This is a genomic window from Paenibacillus silvae, from assembly GCF_014639235.1.
In the GTDB taxonomy this organism is placed as follows: domain Bacteria; phylum Bacillota; class Bacilli; order Paenibacillales; family Paenibacillaceae; genus Paenibacillus; species Paenibacillus silvae.
Window position 1 is genome coordinate 222,912 of record NZ_BMFU01000006.1, and the last position, 16,021, is coordinate 238,932.

A 16,021-nucleotide genomic window follows, 5' to 3' on the forward strand; every position below is an offset into this window, starting at 1 on the left:
TCTAATCCCCTTTCGGTTGAAGGTGAATGGATAATGTCACAACCAGCCCTTGTCCAGGGCTTCCATCAACACTTAGTCCGCTGTCTTCCCCATAGATCAAACGAAGCCTTTGAGCGATATTATGCAGCCCCAGACTATCCCCGGCGTGGCGATGCAAAATAGGATTGCTGGGTTGGGGTTGCTCCATGACCTGTCCAGAGACAGAAGCATTCAAGCGATCCAGCTCGTCCTGCTCCATGCCTTTGCCGTTATCCCGCACACTAATCAGCAGCTCCTGATCAAATAACACCGCAGAAACCCAGATGATGCCGCTCTCGCTACCGCTAGTTGACTTTCCTTCAATCCCGTGGCAGATTGCATTTTCCACCAGCGGTTGCAGCAGCAGCTTGGGGATCGGACAGTCATGAACCTCCTCTTCAATGTCATAGATGATCTCCAGTTCACCGTTGTAACGCACCTGTTGAATTCGCACATAGGCATCGACAAATGCCAGCTCTTCCCGAAGGGGCACCATGCGATCCGCCTTATCTATGGTGTATCGCAGCAGCTTGCCAAGCGCCGTCACCATTGCAGATACCTCGGCATGTCTCTCACGGATAGCCATCATGTTAATAGACTCCAACGTGTTGTATATAAAATGAGGGTTAATCTGGCTCTGCAGTGCCGACAGCTCGGCCTCCCGTTCCTGAATTTCGAGTAAATACACTTCACGGAACAGGCGATGAATCTCCTCCATCATACGGTTAAACCCTCGGCTGATCTGACCAAGCTCGTCATTGCTGTAATGGGCAACCCGCTGGCTGAAATCACCCTGCTCCACACGGATCATGTGATGCTTCAAGCGAATGAGCGGACGGGTAACCCTGTAAGATATCAGCACAGCAAGGGTCGCTACAGCCGCCATACATAACAGCGCCAGTCCCATGGTGAAGGTAAGCATCTCCCTGGATTCCTTCTGTATAACAGCTATGGGCGTCAGGCTGATCACCGACAACCCGGAATACCCAGAAACATGCCTTACATGGAGATAGGACTGTCCATCCAGTTCTACCTTTTGGTCTGCATCATTCTTAAATTTCCCCTGAGATAATAAAGGCCCGTAAGCAAACAGCCCTTCTGTAGAAGCTCGCTCGAAAATAAGACGCTGCTGGCTGTCCACAATCATCAGGCTTGCCTTTTGCTCAAAATTCAGATTGGACAGCAGCTGCCCAAAGGCCTCCGGGCGAATATCAATCAAAATATAACCCAGCCGCCGAAGCGTGCCCGGATCACGCAGCTCTCTACCTACAGTGATGTATTGCACTTCCTGCTCACCTGCGTAATAGCCGGGGACATGCGGAGGAAGCAAGCGCCACTTCCCTTCCGTATCCCTGAGCTCGGCAAACCAGCTCTCCCGGCTCCCGTCCCAGACCGGTTTCACCGCGAGCGAGTCCAGATTGGAGAACAGAATACCGCTGTTGCTCAGCAGATGAATGCCCCGAATCTCCGGGCGGTCATAGGCTTGAGCTGACGTGTACAGCTTCATTTTCAGATAATTATCCGACTTCGCCCACGTCCCCGAACCCATCGGGCCATCGTACTCTCGTAAGATATCAAGCACCGTCTGGTCATAGAGCGGCAAGAGCGACAAACGCTCGAAATCCTTGAGCATCCGGTTCAGATTGGTGTTGATCTGGCGCACCATATCGATGGTGAACTGCTCCGTCTTTCGATCCAGCGTCTGCGAAAAATGCGCGTAGCTCATCGCCCCCTGCAAGCTTAGCGGCAGCAGCGTCAGTGCCAGAAAGAGAAACAGCAGCCTGGAGCGCAGATTCATGCTTTTTCGCATAGAGCTGAAATCAATGAAACCTCGGATAGATCGCAATGCGCATTTGGAGCTGAAAGCATGCTCGAAACAGATAGAACAAAGCCTCCTGACGTAGTCCCGCAGCCTTTTTATCATGTTCATGTATCCCTCCTCGCTGAGTTATTGTATGTGACCTCGCTGTGATTCCATGAGATCGTTCAAACGCTTCATTTAAATAGCTTTATTCCAGAACGAATTGAGGTCATCATATCCAGTGTAGAGTCCTGCTCACTATCCTGTAAGCTCTGGATTTGGTACGAGTTTTCAAGAAAAGATACGGATTGAGGCAGACGCGTGAGGAGTTTGGGGAGAGATTAGTATACTGTTGGAGACAACACTAAAAAGCCGACTGCAAAATTGCAGCCGACTTCCTTCATTACATATGCTAATCGGGCATGTCTTATTGTGTTGTTTTTCTGCAAAACTCTAAGATGAATCTCTTGAATCTTCTAAAACGAGTTGTAACATCAAAAAACCGACTGCATTACGCAGTCGGCTGTCTCTTCATATAACGCTTTTTATATTGAAATCGGTAATATTCATTGATCAATTCATCCAAAACCATGGACTGCTCGAGGACTTTATTATCCTGCATGCCATGATTCTCCGCCAAGCGACGTAACTCCTGTCTATTTCGCTCAATTCGATCTTTGATCTGCATCGGTTCACTCACAGCATGCACCCCCCTCTTTCTTTCTACATCATTTTAGGATACATTGCCAAAAAATTCATATTTTATTCCTTTGCAAAGTCAAATGATTGTTTGCAAGGTAGTTTCATAAAATTTAAATTAATTCAAATCTTCCTATTGTATGATAATCAAAACAAAAAGAAATAGACCGCCCCAGCTAAGGTAATGGTCTATTTCAGCTACCTATGCACAGCCACCGCCCTTAGAAGCGGCTGTTGTAAAGAGTAGGGATATTAGCGCATCCTTGGCTCAATTTTGAGTAGAAGAGAAATGGTATAAGCAAAGAATATCGCCGTCTAAAAGACCTCTATGGCATGAGAGTCCTTTGTTTCTTTAAAGCAATCCATGTTATTAACAGGAAAAACAATGTATACGCTAAGGTAAACAGCATGCTTTTAGTTAAGGAATAAATGTTAGGCATATCGTAGAATGATACAATTCCTCCATAAGCCGTATCTCTAAATAAAATAGGGAGCATTGATTTTTGAATGAATAAAGGTAAATACTGTCCTACAGACCAGCTATGGAACACGGATGATTCAATGGTTGGGTAGATAAAACCAACAATGATGCCCGCCATTAAACTTTTGCTCAAAACGGTGATGCAACCTGCAAACATCCCCCACAATAATAGACTTATAATAGAACCTAGCATTTGTAGAGAATAATCTTTAATCGTTATTATTTTCGTGTTTACTAAATCCATCGGAAGATTAAAAACAGCTGGAGTGACATAGCTGAACATCATTCCAACAAGGATTGTCAGCAACATAAACAAAAGTATAAATGTAAATATAGCCATAACTTTTGCAAGCAGCACTTCTAAACGCGTCAAGCCTTTAACCCATAATTGTCTGAGCGTATAGCTGCGGTATTCTATTCCAAATATCAGCGCACCAATGATAGAGATTATGATTGGTCCCAGGGCATTTACAGAAGCAAGTGAATAGGCTATTGCCATTGTAGGACTCAAGATAAATAACATCGCGGATAAAGAACTGCTGTGGTTCTGAACCGCGGATAAACTCATATGTTTGTTACAAAGAATATCCACTATTATCCATAAACGTTTGGAATGAGTTTTGAAAATTTGATCCGACACTTAAATATGTGTATACAACAAATACCAGGAAGATCACAGTTGACCATATACTGAACGGGTGTTTCAAAAGCTTAATGCATTCATTCGTATAGGATTTAATCATGATTTCCCCCCTCTACAAGCTGATTGTAAATAGATTCCCATTCTTGTACATGATTCAAAGTAATCCATTCGTTAATCGAAATATTTTTTTGGCGTAATGCATCTTGAAAAGACTCAAATGTACAATTTTTATCAAGCGTAATTTTCCAAGAAAAACGATCTAACCTGTTTGCATTCAGTAGTCCATCCAGTTCCAAAAGTTCATTCGTGCTAAGCTCTGCATTTACTTTTATTTGAATTAATTTTGGTTGCACACCATCATTATAATCAGATATATCCAATTCTTTCTCAATTCGTCCATGAATTATCATCCCAAGTCTATTACAGCAATGTTCTATTACATCCCACTCATGACTCGCTATAACAAAACAACAATCTTGATTTGACATATCTTGAATTACTTCGACCAACCTATTATAGGAGTAATGATCGAGTCCATTTGTTGGTTCATCCAAAAGATAAACTTTCGCATTCTTCGAAAGAGCAATAGCTATTCCTAGTCGTTGTTTCTGACCAAAAGACAGCGTCTTCACTTTCTTTTTCATTATTTGTGGTGTAGTCAGATCTAGTTTTTTTAATATTTTCAATGCTCTTTGGGGATCAGGGGATAATAATCGTACATTATCGTTACCCGTTAAATGGGAGTAGGAAGAAGTGGGTTGGAATGACATACTCGTTTGGTTAAATTGTTTTAATTTCTCTTCAATATAGATATTTCCTGAGGTTGGTGAGAGAAGTCCAGCTAAGCTGGATAACAAAGTAGTTTTGCCAGAACCATTGATTCCTACTAATGCATAAACATCACCAGCATTGAGTGAAAGTGAAATATTATTTAGTATCAGATCATTTTTAAATTTGATCTTCAAGTTATCTACTTTCAGAATTCTGTTCATAATAGCTCCTTCCGACTCTGTTTACGGTAACTATACATCCGCTGCAGGTGACCGTTTCACAATTTCTTTAACAGGTGTTCCCAAAGGAAATGATTATCACAGGGATGTACTGAAGAACAAGCCATCACAAAAGCTATAGCGTCTTAGTATAGAACTTATTCTGTTAGATAATTTCCAACTACAAAGAGACCTAAAATCACATATATGGACTTTAGGTCTTTAGCGTTAAATATTTATTAATTATGTTTCTTTTTAGCCTGTTCGTCTCTTCGAATAGCTTCCTCTAAATAATTGCGTGGTGGAAGTTTTTCATTGATGACAAATAAAAAGATGATAATTACTATTAGGAGAGCAATAATGACTATTTGCAATTAAATCTCACCCCTCTAATATTTAAAAGAAACTCCAGTCTGAATTGCAGCATCCTGTTTAACAGTTGGTGTTATTGAAAACGAACCAGTGCCTTTAGCATCAACTCCTAAAGATCCAGAAATCCCAGACTCTGTATGAATATAGTGTCCTGAAAGATCGCCATGTGTAAATGAACTGTTGTTTCTTATCGCTCGATAAAGAACTGTGCCTCTATGATTTTCATATCTATGCTGTTTACCATTAACGAGACTAGCAGAATCGTTTTGTAAAGGAAACTCAAATCCAATGCCACCAGTCTTATCATTGGCTGAACCATAGTGAATATTTTTAATTCCTTCACTTGTCCATGGCCCAGCGCCAATAATTATATTTCTAGAGTAATACGAGTCCAATGAATAAGTCAAATATTCACTATTCTGGATTGGTGTCAAGCTAGTATGATGAGCTACTCCAACTGCATCCTTATATTTATAAAAAGGAGTTTTTAACCACTTAAAATCATGTTTGATTAAATATTCTTGTGGGTTAGTATTATTTATTTTGGAAATAGTTGTTGTTAATTGCATCCAATTGCTCGTGATTTCATTATCACGACAACCTGATTGAGTAATAGTACATATGCTATTAGTTGAAAAATAATTCTCTACCTGTTGTTGTAATTTTTTTTCAACTTCATGTTTTTCAAAATCCTGCTCTGATATCTCTTCAACAGTTCCATTGGGTCTAAATTCCATATATTTCCGATCAGCACCGATTAATTCTCCGTCTATATTATCAAGATAATCAATCGTTTCGTTTGTAAGCTCTTCTACTTCTTCTGACGAAAATCCCAACTGAGCATATTTTGTGATATCTGTAGTAATGGTAGTTAAAGAGTTTTCTTGTGAATATCCTATTTTACTCAAAAGTTCAGCGTTTAAATTTGAATCAGTATCTTCACCATAAACCTTACTAAGAGTTAATGAAGAAAAACAGAGTAAGAATGCCATTAGAATAGTTGAAGCTTTTTTCATTATTAAGTCCTCCCATTAAGTTTATAACTATCTTTGAAATCTAGAATTGCTGTGTATCCACATAGATCATAAATTGTCCTGTTTAGGAACGATAAGACCACCTCCATTTTTATAAATAAAATAGGCCCAAAAGAATTATATAATCGTTTTCAAAATAAACTAAAATATACTTTTTATGAATAATAATCTAATTTTAGAGTTTAACTATTATTTAGAAACTTATATTTTTGTGAACTTCACGAATCTTTTTATTCACGTCCATTCCTAGAGTAAATCGATTATACTCATTAATTAGCTCATCCAACGCCATAGACTGCTCAAGCACTTTCACATTCGGGATTCCATATTGATCTACCAAGCGACTCAACTCTTGCCGACCTTGCTCGATTTGGTCTTTCAAGATACTTAGTTCTCTCATGGCATGTACCCCTCTAGGACATTCTAGAAAAACATTTAATATGAGTAAGCTATCTACTTTTACTAATGACTACAGGTGCTTTTTAGAACATATTATGTTTTGCATAATATTGTAAAAATAAAACTTTAGAAAAGGCATTGCGCTCTACCTTATCCTTTCTCTAAACACAAAACAGCCTACCTCAAAAGCAGATAGGCTGTTTGTTTTATTTAATATTTGTCGGCTAGCTTGCTGTCTGTAAGTTCCATATAAATCAACGCATTTTACTGTATCAAAAAGTCGGCAAACTTAACTTTTCTACTACATTTTTGTACTTTTTCATCTGTGTTTCATTGGCTTCGCTCCGATACTCTCCGTACAAGTCTAAACATTTAACGCACATCAGATCATCTTTACTTGAAGAAGAGAGATCTAAACACATAAGTAAGGCATCAATTCCAAGTGAATAATTACATTGATTTATTTGATATTTTGCCATTTCATAATAAAAAACTCTATACCCGCGGTCTATCATTTGATAGTTATAATTATCTTTATTATGAAAGTCGGTATTAAACAAATTAATTGGATGTTCAAACTTTTTCAAAACATGATCAATATTATATCCATACTGATTAGCTGCTTCCAATATATTTAGCAAACCAGTTAATATCTCTTCCGGGTTTTTTTCTAAATATCCTAAATAAGGGAAAATCATACTCTCCTGACCTACCATTATTCGGAATACATATTGATTCCCTCTCCCCATTTCTTAAATAGATCTATTATATTTTGATCCTCTTCTGTAGGATTCTCAATCTCAATTATCTTCATGTATTTTTGCAGATAATTTATGGCCTTATCGTATTCCTTGCGGGTACCATAAACGCTTGATATTAATAAGTTTGCATAGGCTGCATATGTAAAAAGAGGATAGGCTGTTAGCCTTCTTTTATTTTTTCGCCTACGGGATTGCATTTCTAATTGAAATTCAGTTCTCCGTTCCAGTTCCCGTGCCCATGCATCAACCTTGTCCCACAAATCTATTGTCATATACACGTTAGCCAAGTCTTTAATTGCATCTAATTGCACTTCTTCATTTAATTTATCAATATACGGTTCGAACTTTACTGCTGCATTGAGATTATCAAATTTACTCATTGTTTTATGAAGCAAGAAAATGCGGTACTGGCAGAGGGCCAACCGCTCCGAATGTTGATACTTCTCACTGTCGGCCACACATTCATATAAAATGAGTGCCGATTCATTCATGCTTTTATTATAGAGACTCTCTGCCACATCAAATAACTCATCAATATAGGATTGGTCATCTGTCACATGAGTAATGACTTTTTGAATAATATCTAGCTTACCAAGCTCAGCGCAACGATATAAGAACGGTTCTAATCGCCTCCAATGGGGCACAGATTCAATAAAACATTCAACTCCATACATTTCATAAAAGTACCCCTGTTCCAAACCCATTGCTGATGTGATTTGGTCTAGTTGATTCATTGACATAAGTCTGGTTCCTTTGATGATCGCACTTAATGTGCCAACATTAATGTCAGCCATTTCTGAAAATTGCTGTAGCTTATATCCCTCATTTTTCAAGTAATCTTCAATATAGGTACGTATATTGGACATGTCTTCATCGTCCTCCCCAGATGTTTTACTATTGAAAAGTTGGTACACTTAACTTGTCTATTAGTTTTGTATACTGCTCTTCCTGGGTCGTACTGGCGAAATGTCTGTATTTTCCGTACAAATCAATGCATTTAATACACATCATGTCATCATTACTTGAGACAGATCGTTCGAAACTAGTAATTAAATGTTCGATCCCCTGCTGGATTTGGTTTTGACTTAATCTGTATTTTGCTAGTTCGTAGAATAAGTGAGTATAACTAAAATTCAAATCATGCAAATTGTTCGTCCCTAGTACGTAGTTAACTAGCCTGTTCTTATCGAGAAAATTATGGAATCTATCCAATGCGTAATTAATATTGTATGAATACTGATTAGCACACTTCACAATATATACGAATGCTGTTAGGATTTCTTTAGGATTGGCATCCAGATAATCTAAATAAACATCTAGAACTTCGAAATCGCCTAAAAATAATGTATATAAATATCGATTACCCTTAGCCCACCCCATAAATAGCATTATTAAATCTTGTTCTTCTTTAGTTGGATTTTTAATTTCATATAGAATATTTTCATATATATCTATGTACTTTAATGCCTGTACATATTGTTTTCGATCTTCAGAGACATTAGCCTGTAGCAGATTAGCATAAGCATTATAAACAAATAGAGGATAAAAAGATTTCCTACCTTTAGTTTTATGCTTTTTATTTTGAAATTTAATCTGAAAGTTAACTCTCTTTTCCAGTTCTTGAGCCAATTCTAGAACCTTATCCCATAAGCTAATTGAAGCATATATGTTAGCTAAATCTTTAATGGCGTCCAACTGTACTTCCTCATTCAATTTATCAATATATGGTTCAAACTTTATTGCCGCTTTAAGATTATCAAATTTGCTCAGTGTCTTATGAAGCAGGAAAATACGGTACTGACAAAGGGCCAGCCGCTCCGAGTGTTGATATTTCTCACTGTCTGCAACACACTCATATAAAATAAGAGCTGCTCCATTTAATCGTCTAGCAAAGAAACCTTCAGCTACTTCGAATAACTCTTCTATATAAGATCGATCGTCCGTCACATGAGTAATAACTTGTTGTATACAATCCAATTTACCTATTTCAGCACACTCGTATAGGTATGGTTCCAAACGTCTCCAGTGAGGCGATGATTCAATGAAGGACTCTACCCCATAACTCTCATAGAAATGCCCCTTCTCTAATCCCATTGCTGAAGTGATCTGATTCAGTTGGTTCATAGACATTGGTCTGCTCCCCTTAAGAATAGCACTTAATGTCCCAACATTAATTCCTGTAATATCGGAAAAATGCTGCAATTTGAGATTTTGTTCTCTCATATATTTCTCAATATGTGCTCTTATTGTAGGTACCAATTCCATCACACCTCCATCACCTAAATCACTTATAATTCAATAACATATAATAAATGTTATTTTAATCCTGTATTTTACATCGGTCAATCTATGAAAATACAAAAAGGCTTACTTCCGCATTCGGAAATAAACCGCTATTAATTAGTGTTGTTTAAGTTTTTGATCCTTACAACATTCCATCACCATGTGCTAGCAAACTATAGATTGTATCTTGTACATTAATTAGTATAGTAGGAAAACTAACAATAACAACACTAAACAAAAGTATAGCTATGATTTTTTTTGATTTCATAATAGCCGTAAACCTCCTCCATTAGATTATAATAGATATCTTCTATTTCTTTAGATGCAAAAGACCTATACCTTTCAAAGAGAGCAACACATTGTATTATGTCATTAGAATTATTAATCTTGATGGCTGAACTCAAACAAGTGACAAGCTTCTGTATTCCTTCCATGTATCGTTCTCTTTTAAAATAATACATTGCCAACTCAAATAAAAGTTTTGAGTACAGATTGTTTTTCATTTGTTCATTGTATCCTTCTGATAAAGTTCTATCATTCAACATAGAATTAATGGAATTATCAAATTTAGAAATAACGTAATCTATATCCAAGTCGTATTTATTTGCTGCTTCTATAATTTTAACAAGACCAGTAAGTGTTTCCTCTTCATTTTGCTCAATCCAAGCTAAATATTCCGGTAGAACCTCTGTCTTTCCCATCATAAGTTTATACAATTGAGTATTAACCTCTGCCCATCTGTTGAACATATTGATATATATCATGTCTTCATCATCAGGATTGGGTATCTTAACCAAAGAAGCATAATTATTTGTATATTCCAGTGCATCGTTATACATCTCTCTCCACTCACATGCACTGCTTTTAAGCAAATTCGAATAAGCTCTGTATACAAATAAAGGGTACGCTGTAATCCTATTTTCTTTAATAACTTTTTTCTTTGTATACGATTGAATAATTTCCGCTTTATGTCCCAATTCATCTGCAAGCGCGAACAACTTGTCCCAATAGCGAAGTGCGGAGTACGTATTCGCCAAATCCTTAATCGCATCCAGCTGCCTTTCCTCATCAAGCCGATTAATATATGGCTCAAAGTGCACAGCGGCACGGAGGTTATCATGTTGATTCTGACCAAGCGAGAGGGTGAAGATGCGATACTGGCAGAGGGCCAGGCGCTCGGAATGCTGGTATTTCTCGCACTCGGCTACGCATTCGTATAACATGCGGGCTGCTTTTTGTTGACCGCGCTCCAGCATGCCTTCGGCCATTTCGAACAGTTCCGAGATATAGGAGCGATCGTCCGTTACCTGCTGAATCACCCGCTGGATGCAGTCCAGCTTGTCCAATTCTGCACAGCGCTGCAGGAAAGGCTCAAGCCTTCGCCAGTGGGGAGCCGATTCCACGAAGCACTCCGCACCGTACGTCTCGTAGAAATAACCTTCCTCCAGATTCATGCCCTGGGTAATCAGATCAAGCTGCGCCATGGCGATGGGACGAGTTCCCTTAATGATTGCACTTAGCGTCCCGGCGTTCACTCCCGATATATCTGCAAAATATTGAAGGGTATATCCCTGTTTCCTGATGTAATCCTCAATCGTTGAGCGTATCGTAGTTGCAGGTTCCATGTATCCCACCTCCACAATTAAAATCCAGAAATTTGAATTTATATGATTACACCAATTTTAATCCTAAATTTTACAGTGGTCAATAAAAATCGTGGCAATTATTTTACAATTTTCTCCCAGAAAAAGATCCTTCTCCATTTCTGGTTTGGCTTAGTCCCCAATTGCTTATAGAAAAAATCCATTAGAAGAATGAGAAGGAACATGATACAGTTATTCCAACTTCAATATCCTACTATTTCAATAGGATTATACAACACGGACAGACACTTTTATACAAGCAAGGGAGCACATTCAATGAAATTTGCCTTGTTTAGCCTCATGATGAATCTACCCAATGCCGTCACAGGGGAAGTTTTGACAACTCAGCAGAAATTCCATAACATCCTGCAGCAAGCTCAGCTCGCTGAGCGACTGGGATTCGATGCCTACGGCATCGGTGAGCGACACGGCGCACCCTTTCTGTCATCATCGCCGCCCGTTGTGTTAACAGCGATTGCTGCGGCCACCTCACGGATTCGTCTGCTGACCACGGTTACGGTTCTCAGCATCCTTGATCCGGTTCGGGTTGCCGAGGATTATGCTACGTTGGATCAGTTGTCGGGTGGACGGCTGGAGCTGATTATCGGCAAAGGCAATGACCCGCGTCATTATCCGCTGTTTGGCATTCGTGAAGAGCAACAGTGGGACTCTCTGGATGAGCGCTACCATCTGCTAAAGCGGCTATGGTCGGAAGAAAATGTCACCTGGGAAGGGACATACCGCCCTCCACTTGATGGAGTGACAACTTGGCCGAGGCCCCTTCAGAAGTCCATTCCGATCTGGCATGGCAGTGCGTCGAGCACATTATCTACAGAACTGGCTGCCAAATATGGTGAGCCGCTCTTTACCTCGAATTCCTTCCACCCTCAGGCCAAATACAAAGCTTTGATCGACCATTACCGCGAGCGCCTCACTTATTATGGTCATGATGCACAACAAGCTGTGATTGGTTCTGGTGCTGGCAGCCTCTATCTTGCGAGCACGGGCGAAGAAGCCATTCGCCGCTACAAGCCGTACTATGAAGCATTTCATGCCACCGCGGCGGCACAGCATAACCAGTCTCCTTTTACGGACCTGGAGGACAACATTGCCCGCGGCCCGGTTTTGATCGGCAGCCCGGAGCAGGTGATCTCGAAGATTCTGGATTATCATGCCGCTTACGGGCACCAGGTGCTAAGTATAAGCGTTGACGGACTCACGCATAGCGAGCAGTTGGAGCAAGTGGAACGTTTTGCCACAGAAGTGGTCCCTGTATTACGACGCGAACTGCCAAGTTCAGTGTGGAATGATCCTCCCCTGTTGACCGAGCACGAAGGTCCCTTCGTCCCCAAACCAACGGACATATGGCCCTCTGCCATCTCCCCGATCTTTCAGGTATAATAACTTCGCCCTGCCACACATAACCGCTTCCCGGGTAATTCGGAATCCCTCCGTATTGCCCTCTTCCTTTTCCTTTTCCTTTTCCTTTCCTTTTCTTCTCTTCCTTCACTTATCACATGCTGCTGCACTTGCTGCTATGCCTCAGACCCAATGCCTTTGAATACCGCGCCTAGCAGCAGCTCCACAAACGTATCATCCATCGGCTCACCCGTGACCAGCATCCGGTAGAACACAGGCCCATAGATCATGTCGATATACAGTCCAATATCCAGTCCCTGCTTCAACTCGCCACGTGCCACACCTTTCTCCAGAATGCCCCATGCCTCGCGGCGGCGCGGCTGAATATATCTGCTTCGGTATTCTTCCGCTAGGACGGGATCAGACTGCCCCTCTCCGATAATCTGTGTAATGACTTTCCCTTCGGCACTTGTCAAAAATTGAACCAGGTTCCCTGCATGAGCAAGCACATCCTCATATACTGACCCCGTATCCGGCACAGGCAACCTGGCCGTTAACGCCGACATATACCCGTCCAGCATAACAGCGCCTTTGCTTGGCCACCATTTGTAGATCGTTGCTTTGCTTACCTGTGCACGTTCGGCAATCTTCTCGATTGTCACCGCAGCGAACCCATCCTCAAGCAGCAGTTCATAGGCCGCCGCAAGAATGGCATTCTGGGTTTCCATGTTGCGGGGACGTCCTCTTTTTGCAGTCAATGCAGACCCCTCCATTGTCATCATCTATGTAAGCTCAACGAAAAATTTATACAACCACTTCAATGACAGAATAACCTTCCAATCGCTGTTATCCCCAATAAAAAATACGATACGTTCATTATACTAAAATGCAGCGTCAATATACATTTCCAGGCTGCCTGTAATGTCATTATATTTCCGTCATCTTTATGTAAGTTTGCTTTGTTTTGTAACTGCCTATTTACAATACTAAACGTATCGTATATTATTTAGGTGTAATTAGTAAACGGAACGTTCATTATTTCATCTCATCCGCAATTCGCGATACAAATGTCAACTGAATCATCATAAACTTTTATTGGAGGTCGATCCTATGAACACGAAACAGAAACAAGGTGCACGCCAGACTCAGACTACCGTGCCTGCCTGGATTATTTTCCTGCTCGCCGCTTCCTGCGGTTTGATTGTAGCCAACCTGTATTATGCCCAGACGGTTCTCGGGCCAATCAGCACCGCCACAGGTCTCTCTTCTGCTGCAGCCGGATTAATCGTGACGCTGACACAGATCGGATATGTCATTGGTCTACTGTTCATCGTGCCGCTCAGCGACATTATTGAGAATCGCCGTTTGATGGTACTGTTTCTCATTGTCCTTGTACTAGCGCTGATCACCGCCACCTTCTCCACCAGTGCCTTCCTCTTCCTGACGGCTTCACTGCTCATCGGCATCGGGTCCGTTGTGGCACAGATTCTCGTACCCTATGCTACCTATCTGACTTCCGAAGAACAGCGTGGGCAGGTCGTCGGCAATGTTATGAGCGGACTGCTGCTCGGCATTATGCTCGCACGTCCTGTCGCCAGCTTTATCACCAGTGCTATGGGCTGGCAGGCGGTGTTTGCTTTCTCCGCGGTTGTGATCGCCTTGCTCATGCTGCTCTTGTCACGGGCACTTCCAGCCCGTCAGCCTGATCCAAACCTGACCTATGGACAGTTGATGATTTCCCTTGGCACACTGCTTCGTACCCTGCCGATGCTGCGGCGTCGCGCGTTCTATCAGGCCAGCCTGTTCGGCGCATTCAGCCTGTTCTGGACAACAGTACCTCTCCGGCTGGCAAACGACTTTGGCTTGTCTCAGCAAGGGATCGCCTGGTTTGCTCTGGCCGGGGTAGGCGGTGCCATCGCCGCTCCGATTGCCGGAAGATGGGCAGACCGCGGTTTTACCCGAGTACTCACCGGAGCCGCAATGGTTATTGCTATAGCTTCCTTTGGCCTAGCCTATCTGTTCCAAAGCCATTCCACAGCTTCATTAATTCTGCTGGTTGTGGTCGCTATCACCCTGGATATGGCTGTTTCGGGCAATCTGGTGCTCGGTCAGCGGGTGATCTATTCTCTGGCTAACGAAGCAAGGGGCCGGGTGAATGGTCTGTTCATGTCCATCTTCTTCATTGGAGGTGCCATCGGCTCTTCACTCGGAAGCTGGTCTTATGCACATGGCGGCTGGAGCCTCACTGCGCTGATTGGTCTGCTCATGCCGCTGCTCGCTCTGCTATACTACTTCACGGAGACCAAGATAACGACTGTCAGCAGCACATAACCTATATACAGAGCATTCATCTACAAAATTCCCCTTATACAAAGCAAGGGCAGAGGCCTATCCATAGGATAGCTTCTGCCCTTCTCGCTATATTTGTACCCCGCACGGTCAAGCCGCACTGATCTGTTCCGATCTGTTCCGATCTGTTCTGTTCTGATCTGCTCTCTTCCGTTCTAGCCAGCCGCAACATCCTGTCTGTTGTACCCACTTTGAAGCGTATCCCCGGACCTTCTTTATTTCATCACACTGAATTTCTTGGTCTTGGCCCGAACCAGCTCATCTTCTCCCCACACAATGACGCCAACAACCTTGGTGGCCTCCAATGCCATCGCTGCAATCTCACTTGCATATTGTTCAAAGGCATTATTAAGGGATTGCCCCGTCTGTGTAAAAACAAGATGTCCCAAACTGTCGTTATCCTCAGAACAGGCATTGACCAGATTGATCAGTTGATTCTCTCCCGCCTTCAGAATTACGGTGCTGTATCGAATACCTGCGTGCTGAACACCGCTCTGATCCAGGACAGGCTGATCTGAATATAACCCCGGTTCATTCAGGGCAGCTTGTCCCATGAGCAGGGCTGCCACGTTGGCTGCGGCTCCCTGCTCCAGATTTTTTTCCAGTATAATTGCGATTCTCTTCATACGAGTGCATTCACCCTCTGTGGTTTTTTCGTAAAACATACCCATGGCATTTGAATTCCTTCACGCAGCACTTTGTACGTCACCAGCCCATAATGATCTGCACAGAGCTGGTTCGTGAGCGCAATGGAGGTTTCTGTATTCAGCATCACCTTCCTGCAAGCCTCAGGGTTCGAGGATACCGGGATGTTCTCTCTATAGTTGATATCAAGTTCAGATAATAAGTATGTAGTCGCCGGATGATGAAAAATGGTATCAATCTGCTCTGGACATATGGCATGAAAGCCCGACAGCACCAAAGCAGGAATTTTCTCTACAAAGCTCTCGGACACCACCAGATCGGAATCCATAATGAAGCTGTTCAGCTTGGGATACGCTCCAGGGACCAGCAGACAGGAAATCTCACCTGACTTCAGGCCTTCTGCAGCTGCTTCGAACTCGGGGTATGGTTTAATCATATCAGAATTATCCATTTTTTTCGCAATATGCATGCTGCAGGTCAGAAATCCTTCATCGTCACCCAATGTGCCCAGTATGGCATATTTGTCTCTGGTTATCTCCATTTTA

General features: G+C 41.9%; 15 protein-coding genes. 2 read left to right on the forward strand and 13 right to left on the reverse strand.

The features are described from left to right. Position 1: 1 nt before the first annotated feature. From IEW26_RS20365 to IEW26_RS20410, 10 genes are all read right to left on the reverse strand, one after another. Positions 2 to 1,948, reverse strand: a complete 1,947-nt coding sequence (locus tag IEW26_RS20365; RefSeq protein ID WP_229729945.1) for a sensor histidine kinase — start codon at positions 1,946 to 1,948, stop codon at positions 2 to 4. Positions 1,949 to 2,330: 382 nt separating this feature from the next. After that, positions 2,331 to 2,519 carry an aspartyl-phosphate phosphatase Spo0E family protein gene (locus IEW26_RS20370; RefSeq protein ID WP_229729946.1) on the reverse strand — a complete coding sequence of 63 codons (189 nt, stop codon included), beginning with the start codon at positions 2,517 to 2,519 and terminating at the stop codon, positions 2,331 to 2,333. 325 nt (positions 2,520 to 2,844) lie between these two features. Further along, positions 2,845 to 3,522 (reverse strand): ABC transporter permease, encoded by a 678-nt coding sequence (locus tag IEW26_RS20375; protein WP_229729947.1) that lies wholly within the window; start codon positions 3,520 to 3,522, stop codon positions 2,845 to 2,847. 212 nt (positions 3,523 to 3,734) lie between these two features. After that, complete coding sequence (locus tag IEW26_RS20380) at positions 3,735 to 4,634, reverse strand: ATP-binding cassette domain-containing protein (RefSeq protein WP_229729948.1); 900 nt, start codon at positions 4,632 to 4,634, stop codon at positions 3,735 to 3,737. Positions 4,635 to 5,020: 386 nt separating this feature from the next. Then, complete coding sequence (locus IEW26_RS20385) at positions 5,021 to 6,019, reverse strand: hypothetical protein (protein ID WP_188593655.1); 999 nt, start codon at positions 6,017 to 6,019, stop codon at positions 5,021 to 5,023. A 211-nt stretch (positions 6,020 to 6,230) separates the two neighbouring features. After that, positions 6,231 to 6,437 (reverse strand): aspartyl-phosphate phosphatase Spo0E family protein, encoded by a 207-nt coding sequence (locus tag IEW26_RS20390; RefSeq protein ID WP_188593656.1) that lies wholly within the window; start codon positions 6,435 to 6,437, stop codon positions 6,231 to 6,233. Positions 6,438 to 6,708: 271 nt separating this feature from the next. Then, the gene (locus IEW26_RS20395) at positions 6,709 to 7,134 is read right to left on the reverse strand and encodes a hypothetical protein (protein ID WP_229729949.1); all 426 of its coding nucleotides are present in this window, start codon (positions 7,132 to 7,134) and stop codon (positions 6,709 to 6,711) included. Positions 7,135 to 7,151: 17 nt separating this feature from the next. Further along, positions 7,152 to 8,063 (reverse strand): helix-turn-helix domain-containing protein, encoded by a 912-nt coding sequence (locus IEW26_RS20400; RefSeq protein ID WP_188593658.1) that lies wholly within the window; start codon positions 8,061 to 8,063, stop codon positions 7,152 to 7,154. A gap of 28 nt (positions 8,064 to 8,091) precedes the next feature. Continuing rightward, positions 8,092 to 9,465 carry a helix-turn-helix domain-containing protein gene (locus IEW26_RS20405; protein WP_188593659.1) on the reverse strand — a complete coding sequence of 458 codons (1,374 nt, stop codon included), beginning with the start codon at positions 9,463 to 9,465 and terminating at the stop codon, positions 8,092 to 8,094. A gap of 245 nt (positions 9,466 to 9,710) precedes the next feature. Then, complete coding sequence (locus IEW26_RS20410; RefSeq protein ID WP_188593660.1) at positions 9,711 to 11,105, reverse strand: helix-turn-helix domain-containing protein; 1,395 nt, start codon at positions 11,103 to 11,105, stop codon at positions 9,711 to 9,713. A 294-nt stretch (positions 11,106 to 11,399) separates the two neighbouring features. Here IEW26_RS20410 and IEW26_RS20415 point away from each other — a divergent pair, with 294 nt between their 5' ends. Then, the gene (locus IEW26_RS20415) at positions 11,400 to 12,524 is read left to right on the forward strand and encodes an LLM class flavin-dependent oxidoreductase (protein WP_188593661.1); all 1,125 of its coding nucleotides are present in this window, start codon (positions 11,400 to 11,402) and stop codon (positions 12,522 to 12,524) included. 134 nt (positions 12,525 to 12,658) lie between these two features. Here the strand turns inward: IEW26_RS20415 and IEW26_RS20420 are convergent, their stop codons facing one another. Continuing rightward, positions 12,659 to 13,240 carry a TetR/AcrR family transcriptional regulator gene (locus IEW26_RS20420; protein WP_188593662.1) on the reverse strand — a complete coding sequence of 194 codons (582 nt, stop codon included), beginning with the start codon at positions 13,238 to 13,240 and terminating at the stop codon, positions 12,659 to 12,661. Positions 13,241 to 13,592: 352 nt separating this feature from the next. Between IEW26_RS20420 and IEW26_RS20425 the strand changes: the two genes are divergently transcribed. Beyond that, positions 13,593 to 14,813 carry an MFS transporter gene (locus IEW26_RS20425; RefSeq protein ID WP_188593663.1) on the forward strand — a complete coding sequence of 407 codons (1,221 nt, stop codon included), beginning with the start codon at positions 13,593 to 13,595 and terminating at the stop codon, positions 14,811 to 14,813. 233 nt (positions 14,814 to 15,046) lie between these two features. Here IEW26_RS20425 and IEW26_RS20430 read toward each other — a convergent pair whose 3' ends face one another. Then, positions 15,047 to 15,457 (reverse strand): DUF2000 family protein, encoded by a 411-nt coding sequence (locus tag IEW26_RS20430; RefSeq protein ID WP_188593664.1) that lies wholly within the window; start codon positions 15,455 to 15,457, stop codon positions 15,047 to 15,049. After that, the gene (locus tag IEW26_RS20435) at positions 15,454 to 16,017 is read right to left on the reverse strand and encodes a type 2 periplasmic-binding domain-containing protein (RefSeq protein ID WP_188593665.1); all 564 of its coding nucleotides are present in this window, start codon (positions 16,015 to 16,017) and stop codon (positions 15,454 to 15,456) included. The genes IEW26_RS20430 and IEW26_RS20435 overlap by 4 nt, the downstream gene beginning before the upstream one ends. Between the last annotated feature and the right edge of the window lie 4 nt (positions 16,018 to 16,021).

Coding starts and splice junctions, on each gene's coding strand:
- IEW26_RS20415 (WP_188593661.1), top strand. CDS start 11,400: ATGAAATTTGCCTTGTTTAGCCTCATGATGAATCTACCCAATGCCGTC.
- IEW26_RS20390 (WP_188593656.1), bottom strand. CDS start 6,437: ATGAGAGAACTAAGTATCTTGAAAGACCAAATCGAGCAAGGTCGGCAA.
- IEW26_RS20435 (WP_188593665.1), bottom strand. CDS start 16,017: ATGGAGATAACCAGAGACAAATATGCCATACTGGGCACATTGGGTGAC.
- IEW26_RS20385 (WP_188593655.1), bottom strand. CDS start 6,019: ATGAAAAAAGCTTCAACTATTCTAATGGCATTCTTACTCTGTTTTTCT.
- IEW26_RS20395 (WP_229729949.1), bottom strand. CDS start 7,134: ATGATTTTCCCTTATTTAGGATATTTAGAAAAAAACCCGGAAGAGATA.
- IEW26_RS20400 (WP_188593658.1), bottom strand. CDS start 8,063: ATGTCCAATATACGTACCTATATTGAAGATTACTTGAAAAATGAGGGA.
- IEW26_RS20380 (WP_229729948.1), bottom strand. CDS start 4,634: ATGAACAGAATTCTGAAAGTAGATAACTTGAAGATCAAATTTAAAAAT.
- IEW26_RS20410 (WP_188593660.1), bottom strand. CDS start 11,105: ATGGAACCTGCAACTACGATACGCTCAACGATTGAGGATTACATCAGG.
- IEW26_RS20375 (WP_229729947.1), bottom strand. CDS start 3,522: ATGTTATTTATCTTGAGTCCTACAATGGCAATAGCCTATTCACTTGCT.
- IEW26_RS20365 (WP_229729945.1), bottom strand. CDS start 1,948: ATGAACATGATAAAAAGGCTGCGGGACTACGTCAGGAGGCTTTGTTCT.
- IEW26_RS20425 (WP_188593663.1), top strand. CDS start 13,593: ATGAACACGAAACAGAAACAAGGTGCACGCCAGACTCAGACTACCGTG.
- IEW26_RS20430 (WP_188593664.1), bottom strand. CDS start 15,457: ATGAAGAGAATCGCAATTATACTGGAAAAAAATCTGGAGCAGGGAGCC.